At 35.6% G+C, this 21,701-nt stretch carries 25 protein-coding genes; 3 read left to right on the top strand and 22 right to left on the bottom strand.

The features are described from left to right. Positions 1–41: 41 nt before the first annotated feature. From aroH to K412_RS0117785, 5 genes are all read right to left on the bottom strand, one after another. A complete protein-coding gene (gene aroH, locus K412_RS0117805) occupies positions 42–404 on the bottom strand; it encodes a chorismate mutase (RefSeq protein ID WP_024834336.1) in 363 nt (120 codons plus the stop codon). Positions 405–436: 32 nt separating this feature from the next. Beyond that, positions 437–856: a HutP family protein gene (locus K412_RS0117800; RefSeq protein WP_024834335.1), complete on the bottom strand. Its 420-nt coding sequence runs from the start codon at positions 854–856 to the stop codon at positions 437–439. 195 nt (positions 857–1,051) lie between these two features. Then, the gene (locus tag K412_RS0117795; RefSeq protein WP_024834334.1) at positions 1,052–1,537 is read right to left on the bottom strand and encodes a hypothetical protein; all 486 of its coding nucleotides are present in this window, start codon (positions 1,535–1,537) and stop codon (positions 1,052–1,054) included. A gap of 88 nt (positions 1,538–1,625) precedes the next feature. Further along, a complete protein-coding gene (locus K412_RS0117790; RefSeq protein ID WP_024834333.1) occupies positions 1,626–2,852 on the bottom strand; it encodes a BaiN/RdsA family NAD(P)/FAD-dependent oxidoreductase in 1,227 nt (408 codons plus the stop codon). Positions 2,853–2,872: 20 nt separating this feature from the next. Next, positions 2,873–3,766 (bottom strand): MurR/RpiR family transcriptional regulator, encoded by an 894-nt coding sequence (locus K412_RS0117785; RefSeq protein WP_034848309.1) that lies wholly within the window; start codon positions 3,764–3,766, stop codon positions 2,873–2,875. Positions 3,767–3,951: 185 nt separating this feature from the next. Between K412_RS0117785 and K412_RS0117780 the strand changes: the two genes are divergently transcribed. Next, positions 3,952–4,596: a hypothetical protein gene (locus K412_RS0117780; RefSeq protein ID WP_024834331.1), complete on the top strand. Its 645-nt coding sequence runs from the start codon at positions 3,952–3,954 to the stop codon at positions 4,594–4,596. 83 nt (positions 4,597–4,679) lie between these two features. On the opposite strand, the gene K412_RS0117775 is transcribed toward K412_RS0117780, so the two are convergent. From K412_RS0117775 to mnmM, 4 genes are all read right to left on the bottom strand, one after another. Beyond that, entirely contained in the window at positions 4,680–6,212 is a 1,533-nt protein-coding gene (locus tag K412_RS0117775) for an oxaloacetate decarboxylase subunit alpha (protein ID WP_024834330.1), read from the bottom strand. 33 nt (positions 6,213–6,245) lie between these two features. Beyond that, the gene (locus tag K412_RS0117770) at positions 6,246–6,614 is read right to left on the bottom strand and encodes a biotin/lipoyl-containing protein (protein WP_024834329.1); all 369 of its coding nucleotides are present in this window, start codon (positions 6,612–6,614) and stop codon (positions 6,246–6,248) included. 31 nt (positions 6,615–6,645) lie between these two features. Continuing rightward, on the bottom strand, positions 6,646–8,196 hold the full coding sequence (locus tag K412_RS0117765; protein WP_024834328.1) for an acyl-CoA carboxylase subunit beta: 1,551 nt from the start codon (positions 8,194–8,196) through the stop codon (positions 6,646–6,648). A 325-nt stretch (positions 8,197–8,521) separates the two neighbouring features. Beyond that, positions 8,522–9,085 carry a tRNA 5-(aminomethyl)-2-thiouridylate-methyltransferase MnmM gene (gene mnmM, locus K412_RS0117760; RefSeq protein ID WP_024834327.1) on the bottom strand — a complete coding sequence of 188 codons (564 nt, stop codon included), beginning with the start codon at positions 9,083–9,085 and terminating at the stop codon, positions 8,522–8,524. Positions 9,086–9,195: 110 nt separating this feature from the next. On the opposite strand from mnmM, the gene K412_RS0117755 reads away from it, so the two are divergent. Further along, on the top strand, positions 9,196–9,666 hold the full coding sequence (locus tag K412_RS0117755; protein ID WP_024834326.1) for a DUF5362 domain-containing protein: 471 nt from the start codon (positions 9,196–9,198) through the stop codon (positions 9,664–9,666). On the opposite strand, the gene K412_RS0117750 is transcribed toward K412_RS0117755, so the two are convergent. The 5 genes from K412_RS0117750 to K412_RS0117730 all read right to left on the bottom strand — a co-directional run bounded on the left by K412_RS0117750 (position 9,663) and on the right by K412_RS0117730 (position 13,028). Then, the gene (locus tag K412_RS0117750; RefSeq protein WP_024834325.1) at positions 9,663–10,370 is read right to left on the bottom strand and encodes a pseudouridine synthase; all 708 of its coding nucleotides are present in this window, start codon (positions 10,368–10,370) and stop codon (positions 9,663–9,665) included. The two genes, K412_RS0117755 and K412_RS0117750, sit on opposite strands and share 4 nt — an antisense overlap. A gap of 178 nt (positions 10,371–10,548) precedes the next feature. Next, complete coding sequence (ytfJ, locus tag K412_RS0117745; protein ID WP_024834324.1) at positions 10,549–11,016, bottom strand: GerW family sporulation protein; 468 nt, start codon at positions 11,014–11,016, stop codon at positions 10,549–10,551. Then, on the bottom strand, positions 10,952–11,590 hold the full coding sequence (locus tag K412_RS0117740) for a DUF2953 domain-containing protein (RefSeq protein WP_242835727.1): 639 nt from the start codon (positions 11,588–11,590) through the stop codon (positions 10,952–10,954). Before K412_RS0117740 ends, ytfJ begins: the two co-directional genes overlap by 65 nt. Positions 11,591–11,626: 36 nt before the next feature. Next, positions 11,627–12,199, bottom strand: a complete 573-nt coding sequence (scpB, locus tag K412_RS0117735) for an SMC-Scp complex subunit ScpB (protein ID WP_024834322.1) — start codon at positions 12,197–12,199, stop codon at positions 11,627–11,629. Between the two features lie 25 nt (positions 12,200–12,224). Continuing rightward, on the bottom strand, positions 12,225–13,028 hold the full coding sequence (locus K412_RS0117730; protein ID WP_024834321.1) for a segregation and condensation protein A: 804 nt from the start codon (positions 13,026–13,028) through the stop codon (positions 12,225–12,227). 179 nt (positions 13,029–13,207) lie between these two features. Here K412_RS0117730 and K412_RS0117725 point away from each other — a divergent pair, with 179 nt between their 5' ends. Further along, complete coding sequence (locus tag K412_RS0117725) at positions 13,208–13,849, top strand: site-2 protease family protein (protein ID WP_024834320.1); 642 nt, start codon at positions 13,208–13,210, stop codon at positions 13,847–13,849. A 12-nt stretch (positions 13,850–13,861) separates the two neighbouring features. Here K412_RS0117725 and K412_RS0117720 read toward each other — a convergent pair whose 3' ends face one another. The 8 genes from K412_RS0117720 to K412_RS0117685 form a co-directional block, all read right to left on the bottom strand. Beyond that, the gene (locus tag K412_RS0117720) at positions 13,862–15,088 is read right to left on the bottom strand and encodes a D-alanyl-D-alanine carboxypeptidase family protein (protein WP_024834319.1); all 1,227 of its coding nucleotides are present in this window, start codon (positions 15,086–15,088) and stop codon (positions 13,862–13,864) included. A gap of 93 nt (positions 15,089–15,181) precedes the next feature. Then, positions 15,182–16,504: a pyrimidine-nucleoside phosphorylase gene (locus K412_RS0117715; RefSeq protein WP_024834318.1), complete on the bottom strand. Its 1,323-nt coding sequence runs from the start codon at positions 16,502–16,504 to the stop codon at positions 15,182–15,184. Positions 16,505–16,613: 109 nt separating this feature from the next. Continuing rightward, positions 16,614–17,498: a site-specific tyrosine recombinase XerD gene (gene xerD, locus K412_RS0117710; RefSeq protein WP_024834317.1), complete on the bottom strand. Its 885-nt coding sequence runs from the start codon at positions 17,496–17,498 to the stop codon at positions 16,614–16,616. A 178-nt stretch (positions 17,499–17,676) separates the two neighbouring features. Continuing rightward, a complete protein-coding gene (gene spoIIM, locus K412_RS0117705; protein WP_024834316.1) occupies positions 17,677–18,312 on the bottom strand; it encodes a stage II sporulation protein M in 636 nt (211 codons plus the stop codon). A 100-nt stretch (positions 18,313–18,412) separates the two neighbouring features. Beyond that, on the bottom strand, positions 18,413–18,955 hold the full coding sequence (locus K412_RS0117700; RefSeq protein WP_024834315.1) for an NUDIX domain-containing protein: 543 nt from the start codon (positions 18,953–18,955) through the stop codon (positions 18,413–18,415). 13 nt (positions 18,956–18,968) lie between these two features. Beyond that, entirely contained in the window at positions 18,969–19,406 is a 438-nt protein-coding gene (gene rnhA / locus K412_RS0117695) for a ribonuclease HI (RefSeq protein WP_024834314.1), read from the bottom strand. A 27-nt stretch (positions 19,407–19,433) separates the two neighbouring features. Next, the gene (gene proC, locus K412_RS0117690; protein WP_024834313.1) at positions 19,434–20,246 is read right to left on the bottom strand and encodes a pyrroline-5-carboxylate reductase; all 813 of its coding nucleotides are present in this window, start codon (positions 20,244–20,246) and stop codon (positions 19,434–19,436) included. Positions 20,247–20,391: 145 nt separating this feature from the next. Further along, a complete protein-coding gene (locus K412_RS0117685) occupies positions 20,392–21,690 on the bottom strand; it encodes a phenylacetate--CoA ligase family protein (RefSeq protein WP_024834312.1) in 1,299 nt (432 codons plus the stop codon). Positions 21,691–21,701: the final 11 nt, after the last annotated feature.

The following is a 21,701-nucleotide window of genomic DNA, read 5'->3' as shown; positions in this document are numbered from 1 at the left end:
ATCATTCCGTTTCTTTTATTGTATTTATCTTATGTCTACTACTACTCAACTAAGTCAGGTCTTAATACCTGAGCCCCTTTGAGATAAACATGATTAATTTCTATATTACTCTTTTCAGTATTAATGTGTATCAGCACCCGTATACATTTCTCCAAACTGCCCGGAACATTGATTTCGCTTGTACACATAAGTGGAATGTCATTCCAACCTATTTGCCTTGCAGCTACTGCCGGAAAAGTTGCATTCAAATCCTGTGTAACAGTAAATATTACACTTATTATATCTTTATTTTCTAAAGAATTTCTTTCTATTATTTCTGCAAGAAGCTCTTTTGTTCCTTCCCAAATTGACTCTTTTGTATTTTCTGTTACGGTTATTGCCCCTCTTATCGCTCTTACAGCCATTGTTCTCTCCTTGTAAATTGGTATTTATAAACTTATACTGCTCTATGTCCTAGTCCTATTGAAACCTCATTTAAATTCAGAAGTCCAATACCGAAAAACACGGCAACACTTACATGGTCCTTATACCTTGCTATTCCGATTTTTCCGCCGACATTCAGACCTATTGCTTTTGGCATAATCTGCGATATGGCCTCTCTTGTTGCACCTGCAACTGCCCCCTGCTCTGCATGACTTTCGCTAATTACTCCTTCACGTTTTGAGGATACAACTGCTCTCTCCACAATCTTCATTACCGATGAAATAAACTCCCCACCGTAGTCAACAGCAGCAGTACTAATTCCTGTTTGCATAAATTCTTGCTGAAGCTTCTTTTCAGTTGCCCTGTCATTGGTTAGTGCAATTCTTATTGCTGCACTTGCTATTTCTTTGCTTCCAAATCCTTCATTAACCATATCAAAACCTCCGCTAGCCATAGTGCGACTAATAATAATTTTATATAATTATTTTTTCATCTCAAAAGATCTATAATTGTAACATTTTTTGCCTTATAAGGAGTTTTAAGTCAATAAAAACCTATACATTAAATTATATAGGTTTTTCTAATATAAAACAATAATTAAGTTAATTTTGTCAAATACACAAACCAATTAATTAAACTGAATTTTTACCAATTTCTTAATATTATGTTCAGTATTTACAATCGCATTTATACATTTATTATTTATGTTGGATGAAGCATTCTTAACCTTTACCATGTGGTTCACTTGGCTTTCACTACCGTCTATCTCAATGACATCTCCATCGTTTACATTAATTGGTATTTCTATCTTGTCAAATCCTGCAACCTGTTCACCATTCACCAGTATTTTAGTTTGCGGATCCGGCTCTTCAGCAATCATTTCCAAAGTCACCATTCCTCTTCCATAGAGGTATTCGTCACTTCCAAGAGGTATCCCTACAGATTTATCCGTAATGTTCAGTCGCATCCGGACTGAAGGCATTGAAAGTATAATCTGAACAGATATAAGTACTATAAAAAATATAATACAAGTACGAAACAGTATTTTTTCTAAAAATGCACTTTTATCTGTTTGAGTGTCTTTGCCGTTGTTTCTTTTTAGATTAATTTTCATATATATCAAGCCTCAATTTGTTTATTTACTGATAATATGTACAAACTTTCGGCCAAATACACATAATTTCCCAAAATTACTTAATGTTTTAGCAATTTAGTCCTGCAATGTAGCCTGTTGAAAAGGCAATTGTCAAATTAAAGCCTCCTGTGTAAGCGTCAACATCTATTACCTCTCCTGCCATGAATAAACCACTTATCTTTTTAGATTCCATTGTTGATGGATTTATTTCACTTGTTTTTACTCCACCGGCTGTAACTATAGCTTCCTTAATTGGTCTTGCCCCGATAATAGTCATTTTTAGGCTTTTAAGCAGTGTGACAAGTCTTCTTCTTTCTTCCTTTGTAATTTGATGTACAGGCTTCTCAGGATTGATTTCAGATAACTTTATAATTACGGGAATAAACTTTTGTGGAAGTAAATCATTCAGTGAATTTTTATATTGCTTTCTTGAATATTTGTCAAAATCCCTCTGAACTCTCTCATCTAGTTTTTCCCAAGCCAATGCAGGTTTTAAATCAAGAAAAAGCTCTATATTTTTAAAATCATAAGAAAGTAAATGTCTGCTTGCACTCAAAATTACCGGCCCTGAAACTCCAAAGTGAGTGAAAATCATTTCACCAAAATCGTTATATATCTCCTTACCGTTACTGTTTTTAAATGAAACTGAAACATTTTTAAGAGAAAGTCCCTGTAAATCCTTAATCCATTCTTCACGTGTAATTAGAGGTACAAGGGATGGTTTCAGGGGAGTTATGGTATGGCCAAGCTTTTTTACCATTTCATAACCGTCTCCAGTTGAGCCTGTTCCCGGATAAGACATTCCGCCTACTGCAAGTATAACCGCCTCAGCCTCAATTGTGCTTCCGTCCGAAAGGCGAACTCCCGTAACTTTATTATCTTGGGCAAGAATTTCAGTAACTGTCGCTTCTGTAGTTATTTTAACACCGTTGGATTTAAGGAAATTCATAAGTGTGTTAAGTACATCTCTGGAAGAATCTGATTCAGGAAATACTCTTCCGCCTCTCTCTACTTTTGTACGAAGTCCCCTTTCATTGAAAAAATCAATTAAATCCTGATTTGAAAACGTATAAAAAGCTGAGTAAAGGAAATTTCCATTCCCCGGCGTATTTTCTATCAAACCTTCAACATCAGTATCATTGGTAATATTACATCTACCTTTACCAGATATTAATAGTTTTTTGCCAAGCCTGCTGTTTTTCTCCAATAAAATAACGTCCCGTCCTCTTCCGGCTGCAATTCCTGCAGCCATTATTCCCGCCGGGCCGCCTCCAATTACTATTACTTTACCCATATGTGTCCTTTCAATATAAATTACAGTTTTTCATCGCGATAATCGTCTTTTTCGTAAACTTCATATTCATCCCATATCTTTTCAAGCTTTTCAAAGGTATTGTAGACATCATTTTTCCTTCTCATACCTATAGCTACTATTAATGCATTTATAAGGCTTAATGGGGCAACAAGTGAGTCTACAAAGGAAGCCATATCACTCCTAGCCAACAAATACTTATTGGCAGCCTGTGCCACCGGAGAATCAGCACTGTCAGTTATGGCAATTGTGTTAACACCCTGATCCTTTGCAAACTGTAATGCTTTTATTGTTCTTTTAGAGTAACGTGGGTAACTAATGCCAATAACAACGTCTCCAGGCTGTGCCTTTATGATTTGCTCAAACATCTCGCTGACACTTGTGGTGTGAACAAGCCTTATATTATCAAATATTAAATTGAAGTAAAATCCAAGAAAACTTGCAAGAGGAGCAGAACTTCTTACTCCTAGAATGAATATCCTTTTTGCTCCTAGTATGGTTTCAACTATTTCATCAAAATTGTTTGTGTCCATTTGTTCAAGTGTTAATTTAATTTTATCCATATCAGATTGCAATACACTTTTTAGTATATTGTCCTCGTTTATCCTATTGGATGATACCTCTATTCGCTGTACTGAAGTAAGTTTGCTTTTTATAAGCTCCTGAAGAACCTTCTGAAGCTTCGGATAGCCGTCAAATCCCAGTTCTATAGCAAATCTTACTACAGTTGATTCACTGACACCTACTATGTCTCCAAGCTTTGCTGCAGTGACAAATGCCGCCTTGTCATAATGGTTTGTTATATAGTTGGCTATGAGCTTTTGGCCCTTACTGAAATCATTATATTTCTGTTGTATTAAACTCAATAAGTCATTATTTTTAAGGCTGTTCATCATAATCTCCTCCAAATGCACTTTTCAAACAATATAAATTATATATTACCTTTTTGCAGGAAAAAAATCAAGCAATTGCATTTTTTTAAATACATGGTAATGAAAAATAAGTTTCTATTAGAATTATATTAATTACGAAACATACTAATAATAATTAATATAATTATTAGGAGGTTAAATGGCTGAATATGATTCAAATCGATGATGCAGGCAGCGGTAGCTTTGTTGGTGGCACATGTATCGGTTTTTACAGACCTGAAACAAACGAATATTACTTTGATATTATTCCAGTAGAACTTTATAATACCGATAACTTTAAAAAAAAATTGTATCTTGACGATGTTGTTGAAATCGCCAAGAAAGCCTTTACGGCTCTTCGCGTACCAAAGTCTGAATCTATTGAAATTTGCAGGGGCTATATGTTCGAGAGACTGAAATCTTGGTTAACAGAAGAAGGCTTTTGTTGGTACGTGACACAGATAACTGGCCGGATACAGGAAATTGTTGAAAGAAACTTTGAACTATATGCAGTTAATCTTGGCCTTCCTAATGATTATATAAAATTCACTAGATTTCCCTTTCATTTCCACAAACTTCTCAGATGGGTGCTGTCTGATTATGATAAAAGGATAAACCTGTGCAAGGTTGGATGGAAAAGCTGGCAAAAAATTAAAGATATTACCCCTACATTGAGTTATACACAAATCCAGCAGTCAAATTTTGTATGTCTGAAATGCGGAAAACATATAAAAAAAGGTTCTGACGTTGCTGTACTTGAGTTTTTCAGTAATAAGCAAAATTTCATTTATCTTCACAGCGGGTGTGTAAATTAATACAAACAAGACCCCCACAGGTTTACTATGGAGGTCACGCTATTGCAAAAAATTGATAATTATATTTTATACTTTAAAATACTTTAAAGCTTTGTTCTGAATCTCTCAAGCATGCCATACAGAGTCCATCTATTCTGATTCTGGTTAATCCTTGAGATATTGCCTATTCTGTACTGTGTACCGTCTCTTTCGGCCATTTCATTAACTACAGCAGATATTGCCGCTACAACTTCGGGTTTTATTCCTTCTGCCGCAGGAGCAGTAGCCTTATTTCTATCCTTAATGCGCTGCTTAAAGAACTTTTCAGCAGCCAGTGGGAACATTGCATATGAAAGTACATCCTCATCCTGCTCTATATAGTCCTTAACAGCTTCTTTAATCTTTTCAAGCTCAGGTTCAATAAGGTCAGCAGGTCGGCATGTAATAGGCTCTTCATCCCCCAGAATCTTAGCTTTTATTTCATCACTAATAGGTGCAGGTGTTTTGCCGTATTCTCCCTTTACAATGCCTTTTGATTCCTTTGGCACCATCTTGTATCTTTCACCATTTAATACATTAAGTACCGCTTGAGTACCAACAATCTGACTTGATGGTGTAACAAGTGGAGGATAGCCAAAATCAGCTCTTACTCTTGGAACTTCCTTGAGAACCTCTTCATATTTATCCATAGCATTAAACTGCTTCAATTGGGAAACAAGGTTCGAAAGCATTCCACCGGGTACCTGATAAATAAGTGAGTTAACGTCAACACCCATAATCTTTATATCAAATAGTCCGCTTTCTATATATTTTTCTTTAAGCGTTTTGAAATAGTCTGCAATTTCGCTGAGTTTTTCCAAATCCAATCCTGTATCGAATTCAGTTCCCCTTAAGGTTGTTACCAACGACTCTGTAGGCGGCTGTGACGTTCCTATTGACATAGGTGAAATTGCACAGTCAACTACATCAACACCTGCTTCTATAGCCTTCAAATATGTCATTGATGCTATACCGCTTATACAGTGAGTGTGTAGTTGTATCGGTATCTTAACACTTTCTTTTAAAGCTTTAACCAATTCATACGCCTGATATGGTACTAAAAGTCCAGCCATGTCCTTAATGCAGATAGAATCTGCTCCTATGCTCTCCAACTGTATTGCATCCCTTACAAAAAGTTCAAGATTATGAACCGGACTTATTGTGTAACAGATACAGCCCTGAGCGTGGCCGCCTTCTTTTTTGCATGCTTTAATTGCCGTCTCAACATTTCTGACATCATTCAATGCGTCAAATATTCTTATTATGTCCATACCATTTGCAATTGCTTTTTGGACAAAATATTCTACTATATCATCTGCATAATGTTTATATCCTAAAAGATTCTGACCTCTCAGAAGCATCTGCAGAGGTGTCTTTTTAGCAGCATCTTTTATTTTTCTAAGTCTCATCCATGGATCTTCATTTAAGAATCTCATACATGAATCAAAAGTAGCTCCACCCCATGCTTCCAAGGAATGATACCCTATATTGTCAAGCTTCTCAACAATCGGAAGCATATCTTCGGTCTTCATTCTGGTTGCTATAAGGGATTGGTGAGCGTCTCTTAATACTGTTTCGGTAATTTTCACGCCTGCCATTATTCCATCTCCTTTGCGGTAAAGTCAGCTCTATTAGCCTATAGATACCATTAATTCTCCAGCAGTAACAGCCTTTCCGGCCTCAACTGTTAAAGCGGTTACTTTACCATCAACCTGGGCAACTATTTCATTCTCCATTTTCATTGCTTCCAGTATTAAAAGCACCTGTCCTTTTTTTACATCATCGCCGAGATTAACTTTCACTTTTAAAACAGTTCCCGGCAGTGGAGCAACAACATCTCCTGCTTTGCCTGCCTGAAGTTGTGAAGATTTTGCAGTTGTTGTCTGTCCGGGCTTGTAAGCTTTTGGCTTTGGAACAGCCGCACCTGGTCTTCCTCCGCCAACTTCTTGAACTTCTACCTCATAAGGAATTCCGTTTACCTTAATTATATATTTATTCATTACACCCATCCTCCAGATAATTTGTCCTATATTACAGCGGAATGTTGCCATGCTTCTTTGAAGGCCTGTTTTCCCTCTTTGTATCCAACATTTCCAGCGCTGATATAATTTTTATTCTTGTTTCAGAAGGCTCAATAACATCATCAACATAGCCTCTTGATGCTGCTACATAAGGATTTGAGAATTTATCTTTATATTCTGAAATCTTTTCCTTTCTGGTTTCTGCTGGATTTTCAGATGCTGTAATATCCTTTTTGAATATGATATTTGCCGCTCCTTCAGGTCCCATAACAGCTATTTCAGCTGATGGCCATGCAAAAACCATATCTGCTCCTATTGTCTTACTGTTCATAGCGATATACGCTCCGCCATATGCCTTTCTAAGAATAACATTTATCTTAGGAACTGTTGCTTCTGAGAATGCATATAAGAGTTTCGCACCATGACGAATTATACCGTTGTGCTCCTGCGCCACACCTGGCAAGAATGCAGGTACATCTGTCAATGAAATTAAAGGTATATTGAAAGCATCACAGAAACGGACAAAACGTGCTGCTTTATCAGCTGCATTCATATCAAGAGAGCCGGCCATAACTTTTGGTTGATTCGCAACTATACCAACACTTTTGCCATTCATTCTAGCAAATCCGATTATAATATTCTGAGCGAAACAACTTTGAATTTCAAAAAAATCACCATCATCTACTACTTCAGTAATTACATCATACATATCGTAAGGCTTGTTTGATTCTTCTGGGATAATAGTATTAAAGCTTTCCACTAATCTGTCAGCAACATCTGATACTCCATAGTACATAGTATCAGATACATTATTATCCGGAATAAAACTTAAAAGTCTCTTTATATCTTCAATACACTCTTCTTCACTTGAAGACTTGAAATGCGCCACACCGCTTACAGCAGTATGAACATCTGCACCTCCAAGATTTTCAACTGATACGTCTTCACCAGTAACAGACTTGATTACCTGAGGTCCTGTAATAAACATCTGACTTGTTTTCTCTACCATAAATATAAAGTCGGTTATGGCAGGTGAATAAACAGCACCGCCTGCACAGGGTCCCATTATTACTGATATCTGAGGTATAACTCCTGATGCAAGAGTATTTCTATAAAAAATATCTCCATAACCTGAAAGTGCATCCAAACCTTCCTCTATACGAGCTCCACCGGAATCATTAATTGCTATAAAAGGTACTCCCATTTTCAGAGCCATATCCATAACCTTTGTTATCTTTTTTGCGTGCATTTCTCCCAATGAGCCGCCTATAACAGTAAAGTCTTGTGATGCAACAAAAACTTTTCTGCCGTTAACCGTTCCGTAACCGGTCACAACCCCGTCACCCGGAAGTTTCTTCTTCTGCATGCCGAAGTCAAAGCATCTGGATTCTATAAATGTATCTACTTCAACAAAACTGTTATCGTCAAATAATAAGTCGATTCTTTCTCTGGCAGACAGCTTTCCATCTGCGTGTCTTTTTGCTATCTTCTCTTCACCGCCGCCCTGAGCTATAGTTATCTTCATGTTTTTTAGATTTTGTATCTTTTCAATTTGTGACATGTAATCACCTCTTTAAAAATATACTAGATAAATTATTATATAAATCACGTGTCAATTCTCAAAGCTGATAATTTATCCGGCAGTCTTATAACTATTATTAGTTATTATTACCTAGTAATAATTATATCATATAAGGAAAAGAATGTCAATATAGGGCTTATATACTCATATCATAATTTTATTTTATAGAACATCGATTTTACATAATACGGTTGGCATTTAATTATGTGAACAAGGACTCAAAACCTATTTCTTCAGAATACGACAAAATACTCCTATTATAATGATAATACCATCTAAAAATAAGCTTACAATGGTATGACTATCAAAGTTTCTCCAAACAAACAAGAATTGGTGGGCAGTTTATTTGATTAACAAACTCTGTTTGCATTACACTGAATTTTTTACAGTCTATTGTTTTAATATAGTTTATAACTTCGTTCTTTTCATCAAAACCGCTGTCTCCCCCGTAGTATACAACAATACTGATTATTCCGTGAGGAACTACCAGTTCCATAGCACTTTTTATAGCCTCGATAGTAGTTCCGCCTTTAGTACCTATGTTATGGTCTCCGCCAGGAAGATATCCCAGGTTAAACATAGCAGCTTTAATAGGTTTATTTACATACTTTTGCATATTTTGATGGCCATCATGTACCAGTTTAACCCTGCTTAGAAGATTTTCAGCTTCCAACCTATTCTTTGTGGTATTTAGTGCTGATTCTTGGATGTCAAAGGCATAAACCTGCCCATCGGCACCCACAAGTCTTGCCATAAATGCTGTATCGTGTCCATTTCCGGCAGTCGCATCAACAACTGTATCACCATTACAGACCACACGTGTAATAATTTCATGGGATTGGTATAATGAATTTTTTAAAATACACATCAAAAACTCTCCTTTTCGCTAACTTTACTTATGGTTGATATATTTTAATCACGTTTTTTATGCTATAATTTAAACACACATACTAAAACTTGTATTAAGGAGATTTAATTATGGAGCAATATAATGAATCAGATATTGTTTTACAGGAAAAGCCTCAATCAACAGCAACTAACACCAATACCTATCAGCGTCCGCAAGTTGACTACCCATATCAGTATCAGCAGACGCCTCAACCGGATTTTTATAATTCCATTATAAACAGTCTATCCGGGTGGATGAAATTCTTAGGAATTTTTACAATTGTAATCGGTGCGATAACTTGTATAGGTATTATATCTGCAGCAATTGGTGTTCCTATGATATTTGCAGGTATTTCCCTTACAAATGCATCTAAGACCGTCAAGGAATATGCAGATTTTAAGAATCCCAACGTACTGTACAATTTGTTTTCCTATCTTAAAAAGTACTTTAAAATCCAAGGTATCTTGGCAATTGTGTCTATTGCACTTGCCTTTGTATATATAGTTATTGTATTGGTTATTCTTGCTCTTGGTGCTTACAGTTATATGTATAATTATTAATATAAGGTTTTTATTTCATTATCAGAAAGATGTCTCCACTTTCCTTCGGGAAGGTTACCCAGAGCTATAGGCCCTATCTGAATTCTTTTTAATGTCAGAACTTTGTGGCCTATGGCTTCGCACATCTTTCTCACCTGTCTGTTTTTTCCTTCATGGATGGTAATCCGGACAAGGGTATTAACTCCCTGTTTATCTAAAACCAGAAATTTTGCTGGAGAAGTTTGATAATCTTCTATTTTCAATCCAGCTTCAAACCTTTTAATTTCATTGTCCTTAGGAAAACCAGAAATGACAGCCTCATAAACCTTATTTATCTCATGTTTTGGATGGGTTAGTCGGTATGTGAAATCACCGTCATTGGTAAGAAGAATAAGACCTGATGTATCATAGTCAAGCCTCCCGACAGGATATATTCTCATTTCCACATCCTTTACCAAATCAATAACCGTTGGTCGTCCAAACTGGTCTTTGCTTGTAGAAACAAAACCCACAGGCTTATTCAGCATTATATACACTTTTTTCTCTTCCGTTATAACGGGAACTCCGTCTACGGTTACAACATCATTGCTTGATACCGTAACCCCCATGTTCTCCACAATGACGTTATTCACAGCAACTCTACCCTGTTTAATCATTTCTTCTGCTTTTCTTCTGGAAGCTATTCCGGCATGTGCTAAAAATTTCTGTAATCTGATTTCTAACATTCATAATATCCCTTATATAAATTTTAGTGGTACCTTTTATTCTATATTTGATTTTTAAATGAGTCAACATTATGAGAGCTTACAGGCGGCATAAAACTACGTTAAGTAAAACAACAACTTACAAAAAAGTCGCATTGTCCTTTGTCAGTTGTTGTTTTGCTTTAACGAAAAACTTATATTATTCTTTGGACTTCTCACTGTCCTCTTTTTTATCTTCTTTTTTGTGTTTTGAATTTTCGCCTTTGGATTTGGACATTTTTTCGTTTATCAAGTCGCTTGCTTTTTGAACTAAATCCGGAACCATATCTAGAATTTTGTCAACAGAAGAATTTACATTTACTGGTAGTAGCTTTATTTGATTCTGTCCGCATACCATAAATGCCACAGGATTTATTGAAACACCTGCTCCACTACCTCCTGCAAATGGAAATTTCCCAGTATCTTGTTCTTCCTGTGAATTATTGGAAGAATTTTCACCATAGTCTCCTCCTCCTGCTGCAAACCCAAAACAAACCTTAGAAATAGGTATAATAACAGTTCCGTCAGGTGCTTGCACTGCATCACCAACTATTGTATTAACATCAACCATTTCCTTGATACTTTGCATTGCTGTAGTCATTAAGCCTTCTATTGGATGATTTGACACCAGCACCACCGCCCTTTCTATTTTTTAAGTACAGTATGATAATTACTTTAGCTACAGTAATAATATTTACAATTTTTAGGCTAAATATGCAGTCAAAGTTTACTTTAATATATTTTCCATTAAAATCGGCCTCAACATTAATTTCCTTATTTTTAACTTTATATTGCGTAAAAATCCGACTTTCTATTATTCCTATCATGCTCCATATAAAGCCATATAAAATAGCCGTATTAAATGCATCTCCGCATCCTTCTTTAACATGAAGTTTGAAGTCTTTTATTATCAAAGATCTTCTGAAAAGTCTTCTCAATACCTGCAATGTTCTTCTTAACTCTTTCAAGTCTCTTTTTCCATTTACCTTTTTTCTCTTATGCTTTTTATTCTTTTTGGGAACAGGATATATCATTATGTTTTTAACAACTTTATTTCTAAATGAATATATAGTAATAAAAACCGAACAGTCCTTGTTTTGCAGTTTTGCTGTAAAACCCAATGTCAGTCTGATATTCAAGATTATAGTTAAAAAAATGCAAATTGTTATTATAGCAATAAAAAAAATAACCAAGGGAATCACCTCTTGGTTATTTTTGACATGTTTTACAATTTTAAATCACTTATCATCCTCTACTTGTACTTCATCAACTAGTTCCTGAAGACTGAGTTCACTTAAATCGTCAATATCCAACAACGGCAAATCTCTAAGAGATTTAAATCCAAAACATCTTAAAAACTCATCGGTGGTTTCATACAATCTAGGTCTTCCCGGAGCATCCAATTTCCCTGCTTCTTTAATGAGGTTTCTTTCCATGAGTCTTGTAACTGCACTATCGGAATTAACACCCCTTATTTGCTCAATCTTGGCCTTTGTTATTGGTTGATTATATGCAATAATCGCAAGGACTTCATATGCTGCCTGTGAAAGAGCCTGTTTCTGCCTGATTTGATAAAGTTTTGATACATAATCAAAATATTCGGGTTTTGAGCACATCTGGTATTTATCATTGATTTCTCTTATAATAATACCCCTGTTAGATGTGTTATACGAATCCATCATATTTTTAATTATGCTTCTTGCAGTTTTTTTATCCAATTCTAGTATTTCGCATATTTTATCCAGTGGTAAAGGATCTCCGTAGGAAAAAATAAGACTTTCAATTACGCACTCTATAGTACTGATTTCCATTTTGACCTCCATTTTACAGCTAGTTCTAGAATTCACTTATGTTTTCATCTATATCATCATATAACTCATATTCTTCTTTTTCATTCTCTGCATTACTGATTACATGAATATCCGAAAATTGCTGATTCTGAACAATCTTGACCTTCTTCATCTTAGCCAGTTCCAAAATCGCCATAAAACCTGTTACAACCTCTGTCTTGGACTTGGTTTTAAAGGAAAAAAGCTCCGAGAACTTAAAGGAAACCCTGTGTATCAACTGTTTTATTACCTCTCTCATTTTACTGCGAAGGGAAACTTTTTCATGTTCTACAAGCTTTGTGATATTTTTTGCACCCAAATTTATTTTTTTCTTATTTCTGTTCAATATTGCAATATACTGCTGCCGCAAAACCTGGGGATCTATTTCCATGATTTCCTCTCTAACGGGTAAATCAATGGCTTCCGGAAGTCTGAAAGTAACTCTATCCCATTTCTTTTCCATCTCTTTAAGTTCTTTTGTAAATTCCTTATACCTCTTATATTCAACCAAACGTCTAACCAGCTCTTCCCTTGGGTCTTGTTCCTCTTGCTTTTCTTCTTTTTTGCTTGGAAGAAGGGTCTTTGACTTTATATGCAAAAGCGTTGCAGCCATTATAAGAAACTCACTTGCCACTTCAAGGTCAAGCTGCTGCATGGTATACAAATAATCAAGATATTGGTCTGTTATAGAACTTATAGGTATATCATAAATATCCACCTGATTTTTTTCAAATAAATGAAACAATAAATCAAATGGACCTTCAAAATTGTCAAGCTTTAAAGTACAGGCCTTTGTAAGGGAGCTTTCCATCAACTACCACCTTAATTATTTATGTAATATATTTTTTCAACCTTTTAATCTTATCATAAATGGGACAATAATTACAATATCATTGCGATGGTAGACATATTATTAAAGTTTTAGTAAAATTTATACAGCGACTTCAAAGAAGATGCTAATAAAGACCGCCTTTCAGGCATGGAGGAAATATGCTTTTTTCACGTGAGTATATAATATATAAGTTGATGATTATACCGGGAATACTTTTGGGGTTTGTACTGCATGAATTTGCACATGCACTTACCGCTGACAAACTTGGTGATCCTACCCCTAGAGCTCAAGGAAGGATTACTCTAGACCCCAGAGCCCATATAGATATTATTGGATTTATTATGATTCTTCTTGTAGGATTTGGTTGGGCAAAGCCTGTTATGACTAACCCACGACATTACAAAAAACCCAGAAGAGATGACATTCTTGTTTCCCTTGCAGGGCCTTTCATGAATTTACTAGTAGCAATCGGTTTTTTGATAATATTAAAGCTGGTAACAGTAACTGGGTTACTTTCAAATAATTTAGCAGTTTACCAAAACATGTCGTATCTGTTAAGTTATTCAGCTCAAATTAATGTTGTGCTTTTTGTGCTGAACCTTCTTCCAATACCATTTTTTGACGGTTATCATGTTATTTCAAATATATTTAATACTTGGAGATACCGTTTTTTTACTTTATTGGAGCAATATAGTATGATTATTTTCATACTTTTAGTATTCAGCAAAGTTTTTGATAAAATAGTTGGAATTCCAGCATCATATATTTTTGTTTCCCTCTATAAGGCTATTATTTTATAAAAAGGAGAGCATTTATGCTCTCCCAAGACTGAACCACCTTATAATGAGTTTAGAAAAAATATTGCCGTAAGTCATTTTATCAATTTTTTCGCTTGCAATAAGATCAAATCTTCCTACTTCTTTTCCGTCTATTTTATAAACTACTTCCCCAACCTTTTGATTTATTTCAACTGGTGCAGAAAGTCCTGGCAGAAGTGCTACTTCCTTTTCTACTTTACCCTTTTGACCTTTTGAAACCATTATACTGGTATCAGTGCCATATACTGCACTAACACTCAGTTTGTTTCCCTTTTTTACGGGTATATTGCCTACAGCGTTCCCTCTTTTATCAAGATTTATTACCTCATAGTTTGCAAAACCGTAATCCATAAGTTTCCTTGACTCAGCAAACCTTGTATTTGAATCGGGTTCCCCAAGCACAACTGAAACCAGTCTTAAATTATTTCTACATGTAGTAGCAGTTAAATTAAATCCTGCTTTGCTTGTAAAACCCGTTTTAAGTCCGTCACAATTTGCGTAGAATTTTACCAGCTTATTTGTATTATACAAGTCAAATGTTCCGTTTCTGAAAGTGTCATGCCATTTACCAGTAAACTGGAGAACTTTCGGGTGTTTTATAATCAATTCTCTTGACATTAAAGCCACATCATATGCAGAACTGTAACCGTCATCGTTCAATCCCGTACAATCCAAAAATTTTGTATCCTTCATTCCCAGCTCTTGAGCCTTGTTATTCATATCACTTACGAATGTTTCCTCGCTGCCGCTGACCTTTTCCGCCAAAGCAACTGCCACATCATTTGAAGAGTGTATTGCTAAAGCATTCATCATTTCAGTAACGGTGAATTCTTCTCCCGGCTCCAAATAAGCTTGAGAACCGCCCATGCCTGCCGAATACTCTGATACGCTTACTTTATCATCAAAAGTTAATCTACCTGAATCTATAGCCTCCATCACCAAAAGCATTGTCATAACCTTGGTTACACTTGCAATTGCAAGCCTCTCATGGCTATTCTTTTCAGTAAGAACTTTTCCAGAAGCTGCGTCCATCAATACCGCAGACTTTGCCTTTAAATCAAGAACATTAGTCTTGGTTTCCAATTTTGTTACTGCTACATCGTCATATTTTACCGATGCCTCAACTGCTGCTTCATTTGTATCTGCCAATACCGCAGCTGGCAACATAGTTGTAACTATAGCTATAATCAAAGAAAAAGCTAAAACAGAGTTTCTTTTCACTTATGTCCCTCCAGTTAACTATTCGTTATTCAAAACACAATTCGTCCTAGTTAATTGTTATGCGGGACAACATTAGGATATTCTAGTAAAAATTTATTTTTTTATGTTTCCTTCACTGTCGATATACGCTAGAATCAGCGGTTTTCTTTCATAAGGCAATTCACTTATTACAACAGCTTCTTTTAAAATGGAAACAGCTTGTAAAAGGGTATCTTCCCTATTGGTATACAGAACTGCAATACAATCCCCAACTTCAACCCTGTCGCCGGTTTTTTTACTAAACATGATACCTGCACTGTAGTCAATTTTACTATCCTTTGTCTCTCTTCCTGCACCAAGAACCAGAGAAGCCATTCCAATTTTATCAGTTTGCATAGACTGTATATAGCCTGGTTTTTCGCATATAAAACTCATCTTATAAGCAGGCTGCTCAAACAACGTATAGTCATTTATAACTTCTTTTTTTCCTCCCTGATTTTCAATCAGTTCAGCGAATTTGGACAACGCCTTTCCGCTTTCAACTGCATCAACAACTTTTTTTCTACATTCTTCAAGCTTGCCTATACCGCTGAGTTCCAGCATTCTGGCAGCAAGTTCAAATGAAACCTCTTTCAAATCTTCCGGCCCTTTGTTTTTTAGTGTATCAATGGCCTCAATTATTTCAAGTGAATTCCCTACTGCATAACCAAGAGGTATATCCATGTCTGTAATAACAGCGACTGTTTTTCTACCTGTATTGTGGCCTATCTTTACCATAGCCTTTGCAAGTTCAACAGAATCCTCAAAGGTTTTCATAAATGCTCCGCTTCCTGTTTTTACATCCAGGACAATCCTGTCAGCACCGGAAGCAAGCTTCTTGCTCATAATACTACTTGCTATAAGGGAAATATTATTTACGGTTGCAGTCACATCTCTCAAAGCATATATTTTTTTATCAGCAGGAGCTAGATTACCTGTTTGCCCTGCAATTGAAATGCCTATGCTTTTAACATTATTTATAAACTGCTCAGTTGAAAGGTTTGTATTAAATCCAGGTATTGACTCAAGCTTGTCTATTGTTCCTCCTGTATGACCAAGGCCTCTGCCTGACATTTTTGCAACGGGTATTCCACAGGCAGCTACAATAGGAGCAAGGATAAGCGTAGTTTTGTCCCCTACACCTCCTGTACTATGTTTATCAACCTTTATACCTGTTATGGAAGATAAATCTATCCTATCCCCTGAATTTGCCATTACATTTGTTAAATCAGCCGTTTCCCTTTCGTTCATCCCTTTTAGAAATATAGCCATTAGAAGTGCAGACGCCTGGTAGTCAGGAATATGATTATTGCAATATTCCGTAATAAAGAAATTTATTTCATCCAGGCTGAGTTCTAAACCATCTCGTTTTTTCTCAATTATTTCGTACATTCTCATAATATAACCTCCATGAGACTTCCTTTGGTTAAAATGAATCTTATATGTAGCATTTTATCATAAAAAAAGGACATCTCACTATAAATGAGTGTCCCTTTATACATCAAAATTATGCTCTGGGATGAGTTTTTTTGTAAACATCTTTAATTTTATTTTTAGCAATCTGTGCATATATCTGAGTCGATGAAATATCTGAATGACCAAGCATTTCCTGTATTGACCTAAGATCTGCACCATTTTCAAGCAAATGTGCTGCAAAGGAATGTCTCAATGTATGTGGAGTTATGTCCTTATTAATTTTTGCTTGATTTTTGTAATGTTTAATAATTTTCCAGAATCCCTGTCTGGTAAGACGTTTACCGTTTACATTTACAAAAAGTGCTTTTTCTTGGCTGTCCTGAATCAAAAAGTTACGGGACTTATCAAGATACTCATGCACTGCAGCCATTGATATAGAGCCGATTGGAATTGTCCTTTCACGTGTCCCTTTATTACACTTTATAAACCCCAGTTCAAAATTAATATCTTCCAAGTTTAGTGATATAAGTTCTGAAACACGAATACCTGTTGCATATAATAATTCCAGCATAGCCTTGTCACGGATTCCTTTAAGATCAAGGCACTTAGGCTGATCAAGCAACAACTCAACCTCTTGGGTTGATAATATCTGAGGAAGCTTTTTTTCGACTTTAGGTGATTCCAACTCGGAGGTAGGGTCATTGTCTATTACTTTATCCTTATAGAGGAATTGATAAAAGGACCTAATTGACGCAAGGTTCCTTGATATGGTAGATGTAGCTCTACCTTTTTTCTGTAAATGTAATAAGTAGGCAATTACTGTTGTCTTATTAGTATTCGCGATGTTGGTTACGTTAATTTCTTTTAAGTATGTAATGTATTGTTCTATGTCCCGTTTATAGGACTGAAGCGTATTAAGCGATAAACGCTTATCTCTCTCTAGAAAATTAATAAACTTTTCAACATTAGCTTCCATCAAACAACGACTCCTTTATTATCTATTTATCCATCTTTATGTTTATGTAAATGGATAATTATACGAAACCATTTTATAATCTGGAATGGTTTTCTAATATTATTCTAATACAAATTATGTAATTTTGAAAGGATTATTTAGGATTTTTATCATTTTTTAACAAACTTTTCTAACGTAATTATACAAATGTCAATAATCTTAAGGTAAATGGAGCTACAAAAGCATCCATTATTGTCATAACCAGTATAAATAAGGAAAAGAATACAGTAACAAAACAGTAAGGCAGAAATTTAAATTTTAATGTATCTTCTTTTTTAACGGGTTTTTTAATCCAATTTTTAAATATCCCTTTTGTTAATCTTATACCATTTACTCCAAGGGCAATAATAAAAGGAATTGTCAAAATTTCTTTTGGGAGAAAACAGAAAACTGATACCAGCATTCCTTTCCCCCCCAAAACTGCCATTACAATCCCTGAACTGAATCCGGTGCTAAAACCTTTCATTCCCAAGGTCAGGTAATAAACAGGTAATCCTATTACTGTAACTCCAAGCAGCCAAAAAAATATTATAATTCTTATACTGTCTAGCATAGACATCTTCAGTAAAGATATTCCATTTACATTATCACTGTTTAGCAGTTTTAAAAAGTCATTGAAAAATGTAGTCATTTCGGTTTTTTGGCGGTAGTCCAACTCATTTACAGATAATGCACCGGCCACTATTCCGATTATATAAAAAATAAACAAACTAAGGTACGTGTATTTATTATCTCTTATGTGTTCTTTTACTACATTGGCTGTTTTGCAAATCACAATTTTATCCCCCGGCGTCAAATTAATTAACCCTTGTTACTTATTAAATATATATGCCGGATAAACATAAGATATTACTATAACTAAATAATTTTTTACATTACTTTTCACGCAATATTTTTTCTGCCATCATAACTCCTATAATAGTTTTTGCGTCTGTTATTTCGTGATTTAGAATCATGTCAACCAGTTTTGAAACATGAATTTTTTCTACATCCAAAAATTCGTCTTCGTCAGTACATGAATCCCCTTGAGTTAGCTCAGTTGCTACATACATATGAATAACCTCATTGCAAAAACCAGGTGTTGTATGTATGCTTATCAAATGCTCTATCTTTCCCGCACGAAGTCCAGTCTCTTCCATTAACTCCCTTTCTGCGCATAGTTTTGGGTCTTCCTGAGCTGAATCAAGTTTACCCGCTGGCAACTCAAGGGTTGTCATATCAAGAGGTTTTCTGAATTGCTTAACCATGTACAATTCACCTTTTTCATTTATTGGAACAACTACTGCAGCTCCTGGGTGTAATACTATATCTCTTGTAGCTTCCTTTCCGTTTGGGAGACTGACAGTTAAATTTTGCACTTTAATTATGTTCCCTTTATAAATATCTTCTGTTTTCAGTGTTTTTTCATTATAATCCATATTTCAATTCCTCCTAGCTGTTTTTCTTTATTTCTTCTGTTGCAAGCTTGTCACATAGATTATTAAATACATTATCTGCATGGCCTTTAACCTTTATCCATTTTATTTCATGAATACTTGCAAGTCTGACAAGTTCCTTCCATAATTCTATGTTTTTTACTTCCTCATTTTTATTTCGTTTCCATCCGTTTTTTATCCATTTATCCAGCCAGCCCTGTGAAAAGGCATTTACAAGATAGGCACTATCACTGTATAAATTTACTTTACACGGTTCTTTTAGTCTTTTCAGAGCTTCATATGCTGCCGTCAGCTCCATTTTATTATTTGTTGTACTCTTTTCAAATCCGGATATTTCAATTTTATGTTCACCATATATGAGCACCGCTCCCCAACCACCTGCACCGGGATTTCCTGAGCAAGCACCATCGGTATATATTTCTACCTGCTTCATTTCGCCTCCTGATAACCAGCAAATTCTTTATCCGTAAATATTACCAAGCTCTCTTGCTTTTTTTGTACACTCGTTCATAGCTTCAATTACAGAGTTTCTAAACCCATATTTCTCCAAAGCCGCAACCGCTTCAATTGTAGTTCCTGCAGGTGAGCAAACCTGATCTTTTAATTCCCCTGGATGCTTACCTGTCTCCGCTACCATCTTTGCACTTCCTGCCACCGCCTGTGAAGCAAGCCTGTAGGCCGTCTGCCTTGGAATACCTGATAAAACAGCCGCATCTGCCATTGCCTCTATCAGCATAAAAATATATGCAGGACTGCTGCCGGTTAGTGCCACAACCTCATTCATGAGTTTTTCTTCCATACATTCTACTTTACCAAGTGAACCAAGAAGACTCATGGCTTCCTTAACTTCACTATCTTGAACACAGGAATCAAAGCTTATCAGAGTCATTCCTTCACCTATTACAGCCGGAGTATTTGGCATAGCTCTGATTATTTTTTTGTTTTCCCCAAGTGTGTTCTTGTAGGTTTTAAGAGGAATACCCGCAGCAATACTTATAAAAATCTTTTCATCTGAAAATACATCCTTTATTTCTTCCAAAACTGTCTTTACGACATTTGGCTTAACTGCTAGAAAAACAAAATCACATTTCTTTACAATTTCACGCGAATTTTCCTCTGCATTTACTCCCAAATCGCTACATAATACTTCAAGCTTTGCCTTATCCAAATCAAAAACATGAATATTTGAAGGGTTGACAATCTGTGCCCCTATTATACCTTTTATCATTGCTGTTCCCATGGTACCGGTACCTATAAAACCTATTTTTTTCATAAAGTTTCCTCCATTCATATAATTTTCCGTTTTTATCAATACTACTATTATATCCTATAAAAAGGATTTGAAAAGTAAATCAACAATTTAGTTAAAATGGCACAGTACTATTAGTACTGTGCCACAATAAATTAAAAGGAATTTATTATTGGTTTCTCATATCAATAACACGCTTTGCTTTTCCTGTTGTTCTTTCAATTGATTTTGGCTCTACAAGCTTAACCTTTGCATCTATTTGAAGAACAACTTTTAATTCATGACGTATCTTTTTCTCAAGCTTCTCTAATTCACTGAACTTTTCCAGCAACTTTCCGTCTATTAACTCAACATGTACTTCAATTGCATCCATATACCCGTTTTTTGTAACAATTATCTGGTAATGAGGTCCGATTCCTTCCATACCTACAAGTACACTTTCGATTTGTGAAGGAAATACATTAACACCTCTAATTATTAGCATATCATCAGTTCTTCCAAGCACCTTATTCATTCTGACGGTAGTTCTTCCGCACTCACATTTTTCAGGATTCAGTATGGTTATATCCTTTGTTCTGTAACGAAGCATCGGAATTCCTTCTTTAGTCAAGGTTGTAAGTACAAGTTCTCCTTTATTACCATAGTCAAGAGCTTCCCCTGTTTCTGAATTAATTATTTCAGGATAAAAATGATCTTCATTGATATGCATACCACACTGGCAATGACACTCACCGGAAACACCAGGCCCCTGAACTTCACTTAGTCCATAATTTTCTGTAGCCTTAATTCCCCATCTTCTTTCTATTTCAGCTCTCATTTCAGGAGTATGTCCTTCTCCTCCGAATAAGCCCAACCTTAGCTTAAGCTTGCTCTTGTCCAGACCTATTTCATCAGCAATCTCTGCTAAATAAAGCGCATACGATGGTGTTCCTACGAGAATAGTAGTCCCAAAGTCCTGCATAAGCATAAGCTGTCTTTCCGAATGGCCACTGGAAGATGGAACAACTGTAATTCCAACCTTTTCAAGGCCTTGATGTAGTCCAAAACCACCTGTAAAAAGACCATATCCGAAAACAACCTGTGCTATGTCCTCTTCTCTTCCACCTGCTGCAAGTACAAGTCTTGCTATGTTTTCAGACCAATTATCCATATCTTTTTTTGTATAGCCAACAACTATTGGCTTACCTGTTGTACCAGATGACGCATGAAGTCTTACTATTTTCTTTAAAGGTACTGCAAAAAGTCCATAAGGATAATTATCTCTTAAGTCATTCTTTGTTGTAAATGGAATCTTCTCTATATCTTTCAACGTTTGGATATGCTCAGGCCTCAGGCCTATTTCGTCAAATTTTTTCTTATACATTGGAACATTTTCATAAGCAACTCTTACGATATTCTTCAAACGTTCCAACTGAAGCTCTTTCATAGAATTTCTTGTCATACACTCAACCTGAGTATTCCAAATCATTTTTACTTCCC

This window comes from Ruminiclostridium josui JCM 17888 (genome assembly GCF_000526495.1).
GTDB classification, from domain to species: Bacteria; Bacillota; Clostridia; order Acetivibrionales; family DSM-1351; genus Ruminiclostridium; species Ruminiclostridium josui.
Note: the sequence above shows the minus strand (reverse complement) of the source record. Positions and strands in the feature narration are given on the sequence as shown.

What these genes read in the sequence shown, in the direction of transcription:
- aroH (WP_024834336.1), bottom strand. Translation starts at nt 404, where the DNA reads ATGGCTGTAAGAGCGATAAGAGGGGCAATAACCGTAACAGAAAATACA.
- K412_RS0117800 (WP_024834335.1), bottom strand. Translation starts at nt 856, where the DNA reads ATGGTTAATGAAGGATTTGGAAGCAAAGAAATAGCAAGTGCAGCAATA.
- K412_RS0117795 (WP_024834334.1), bottom strand. Translation starts at nt 1,537, where the DNA reads ATGAAAATTAATCTAAAAAGAAACAACGGCAAAGACACTCAAACAGAT.
- K412_RS0117790 (WP_024834333.1), bottom strand. Translation starts at nt 2,852, where the DNA reads ATGGGTAAAGTAATAGTAATTGGAGGCGGCCCGGCGGGAATAATGGCT.
- K412_RS0117785 (WP_034848309.1), bottom strand. Translation starts at nt 3,766, where the DNA reads ATGATGAACAGCCTTAAAAATAATGACTTATTGAGTTTAATACAACAG.
- K412_RS0117780 (WP_024834331.1), top strand. Translation starts at nt 3,952, where the DNA reads ATGATTCAAATCGATGATGCAGGCAGCGGTAGCTTTGTTGGTGGCACA.
- K412_RS0117775 (WP_024834330.1), bottom strand. Translation starts at nt 6,212, where the DNA reads ATGGCAGGCGTGAAAATTACCGAAACAGTATTAAGAGACGCTCACCAA.
- K412_RS0117770 (WP_024834329.1), bottom strand. Translation starts at nt 6,614, where the DNA reads ATGAATAAATATATAATTAAGGTAAACGGAATTCCTTATGAGGTAGAA.
- K412_RS0117765 (WP_024834328.1), bottom strand. Translation starts at nt 8,196, where the DNA reads ATGTCACAAATTGAAAAGATACAAAATCTAAAAAACATGAAGATAACT.
- mnmM (WP_024834327.1), bottom strand. Translation starts at nt 9,085, where the DNA reads ATGTGTATTTTAAAAAATTCATTATACCAATCCCATGAAATTATTACA.
- K412_RS0117755 (WP_024834326.1), top strand. Translation starts at nt 9,196, where the DNA reads ATGGAGCAATATAATGAATCAGATATTGTTTTACAGGAAAAGCCTCAA.
- K412_RS0117750 (WP_024834325.1), bottom strand. Translation starts at nt 10,370, where the DNA reads ATGTTAGAAATCAGATTACAGAAATTTTTAGCACATGCCGGAATAGCT.
- scpB (WP_024834322.1), bottom strand. Translation starts at nt 12,199, where the DNA reads ATGGAAATCAGTACTATAGAGTGCGTAATTGAAAGTCTTATTTTTTCC.
- K412_RS0117730 (WP_024834321.1), bottom strand. Translation starts at nt 13,028, where the DNA reads ATGGAAAGCTCCCTTACAAAGGCCTGTACTTTAAAGCTTGACAATTTT.
- K412_RS0117725 (WP_024834320.1), top strand. Translation starts at nt 13,208, where the DNA reads ATGCTTTTTTCACGTGAGTATATAATATATAAGTTGATGATTATACCG.
- K412_RS0117715 (WP_024834318.1), bottom strand. Translation starts at nt 16,504, where the DNA reads ATGAGAATGTACGAAATAATTGAGAAAAAACGAGATGGTTTAGAACTC.
- xerD (WP_024834317.1), bottom strand. Translation starts at nt 17,498, where the DNA reads ATGGAAGCTAATGTTGAAAAGTTTATTAATTTTCTAGAGAGAGATAAG.
- K412_RS0117700 (WP_024834315.1), bottom strand. Translation starts at nt 18,955, where the DNA reads ATGGATTATAATGAAAAAACACTGAAAACAGAAGATATTTATAAAGGG.
- rnhA (WP_024834314.1), bottom strand. Translation starts at nt 19,406, where the DNA reads ATGAAGCAGGTAGAAATATATACCGATGGTGCTTGCTCAGGAAATCCC.
- proC (WP_024834313.1), bottom strand. Translation starts at nt 20,246, where the DNA reads ATGAAAAAAATAGGTTTTATAGGTACCGGTACCATGGGAACAGCAATG.
- K412_RS0117685 (WP_024834312.1), bottom strand. Translation starts at nt 21,690, where the DNA reads ATGATTTGGAATACTCAGGTTGAGTGTATGACAAGAAATTCTATGAAA.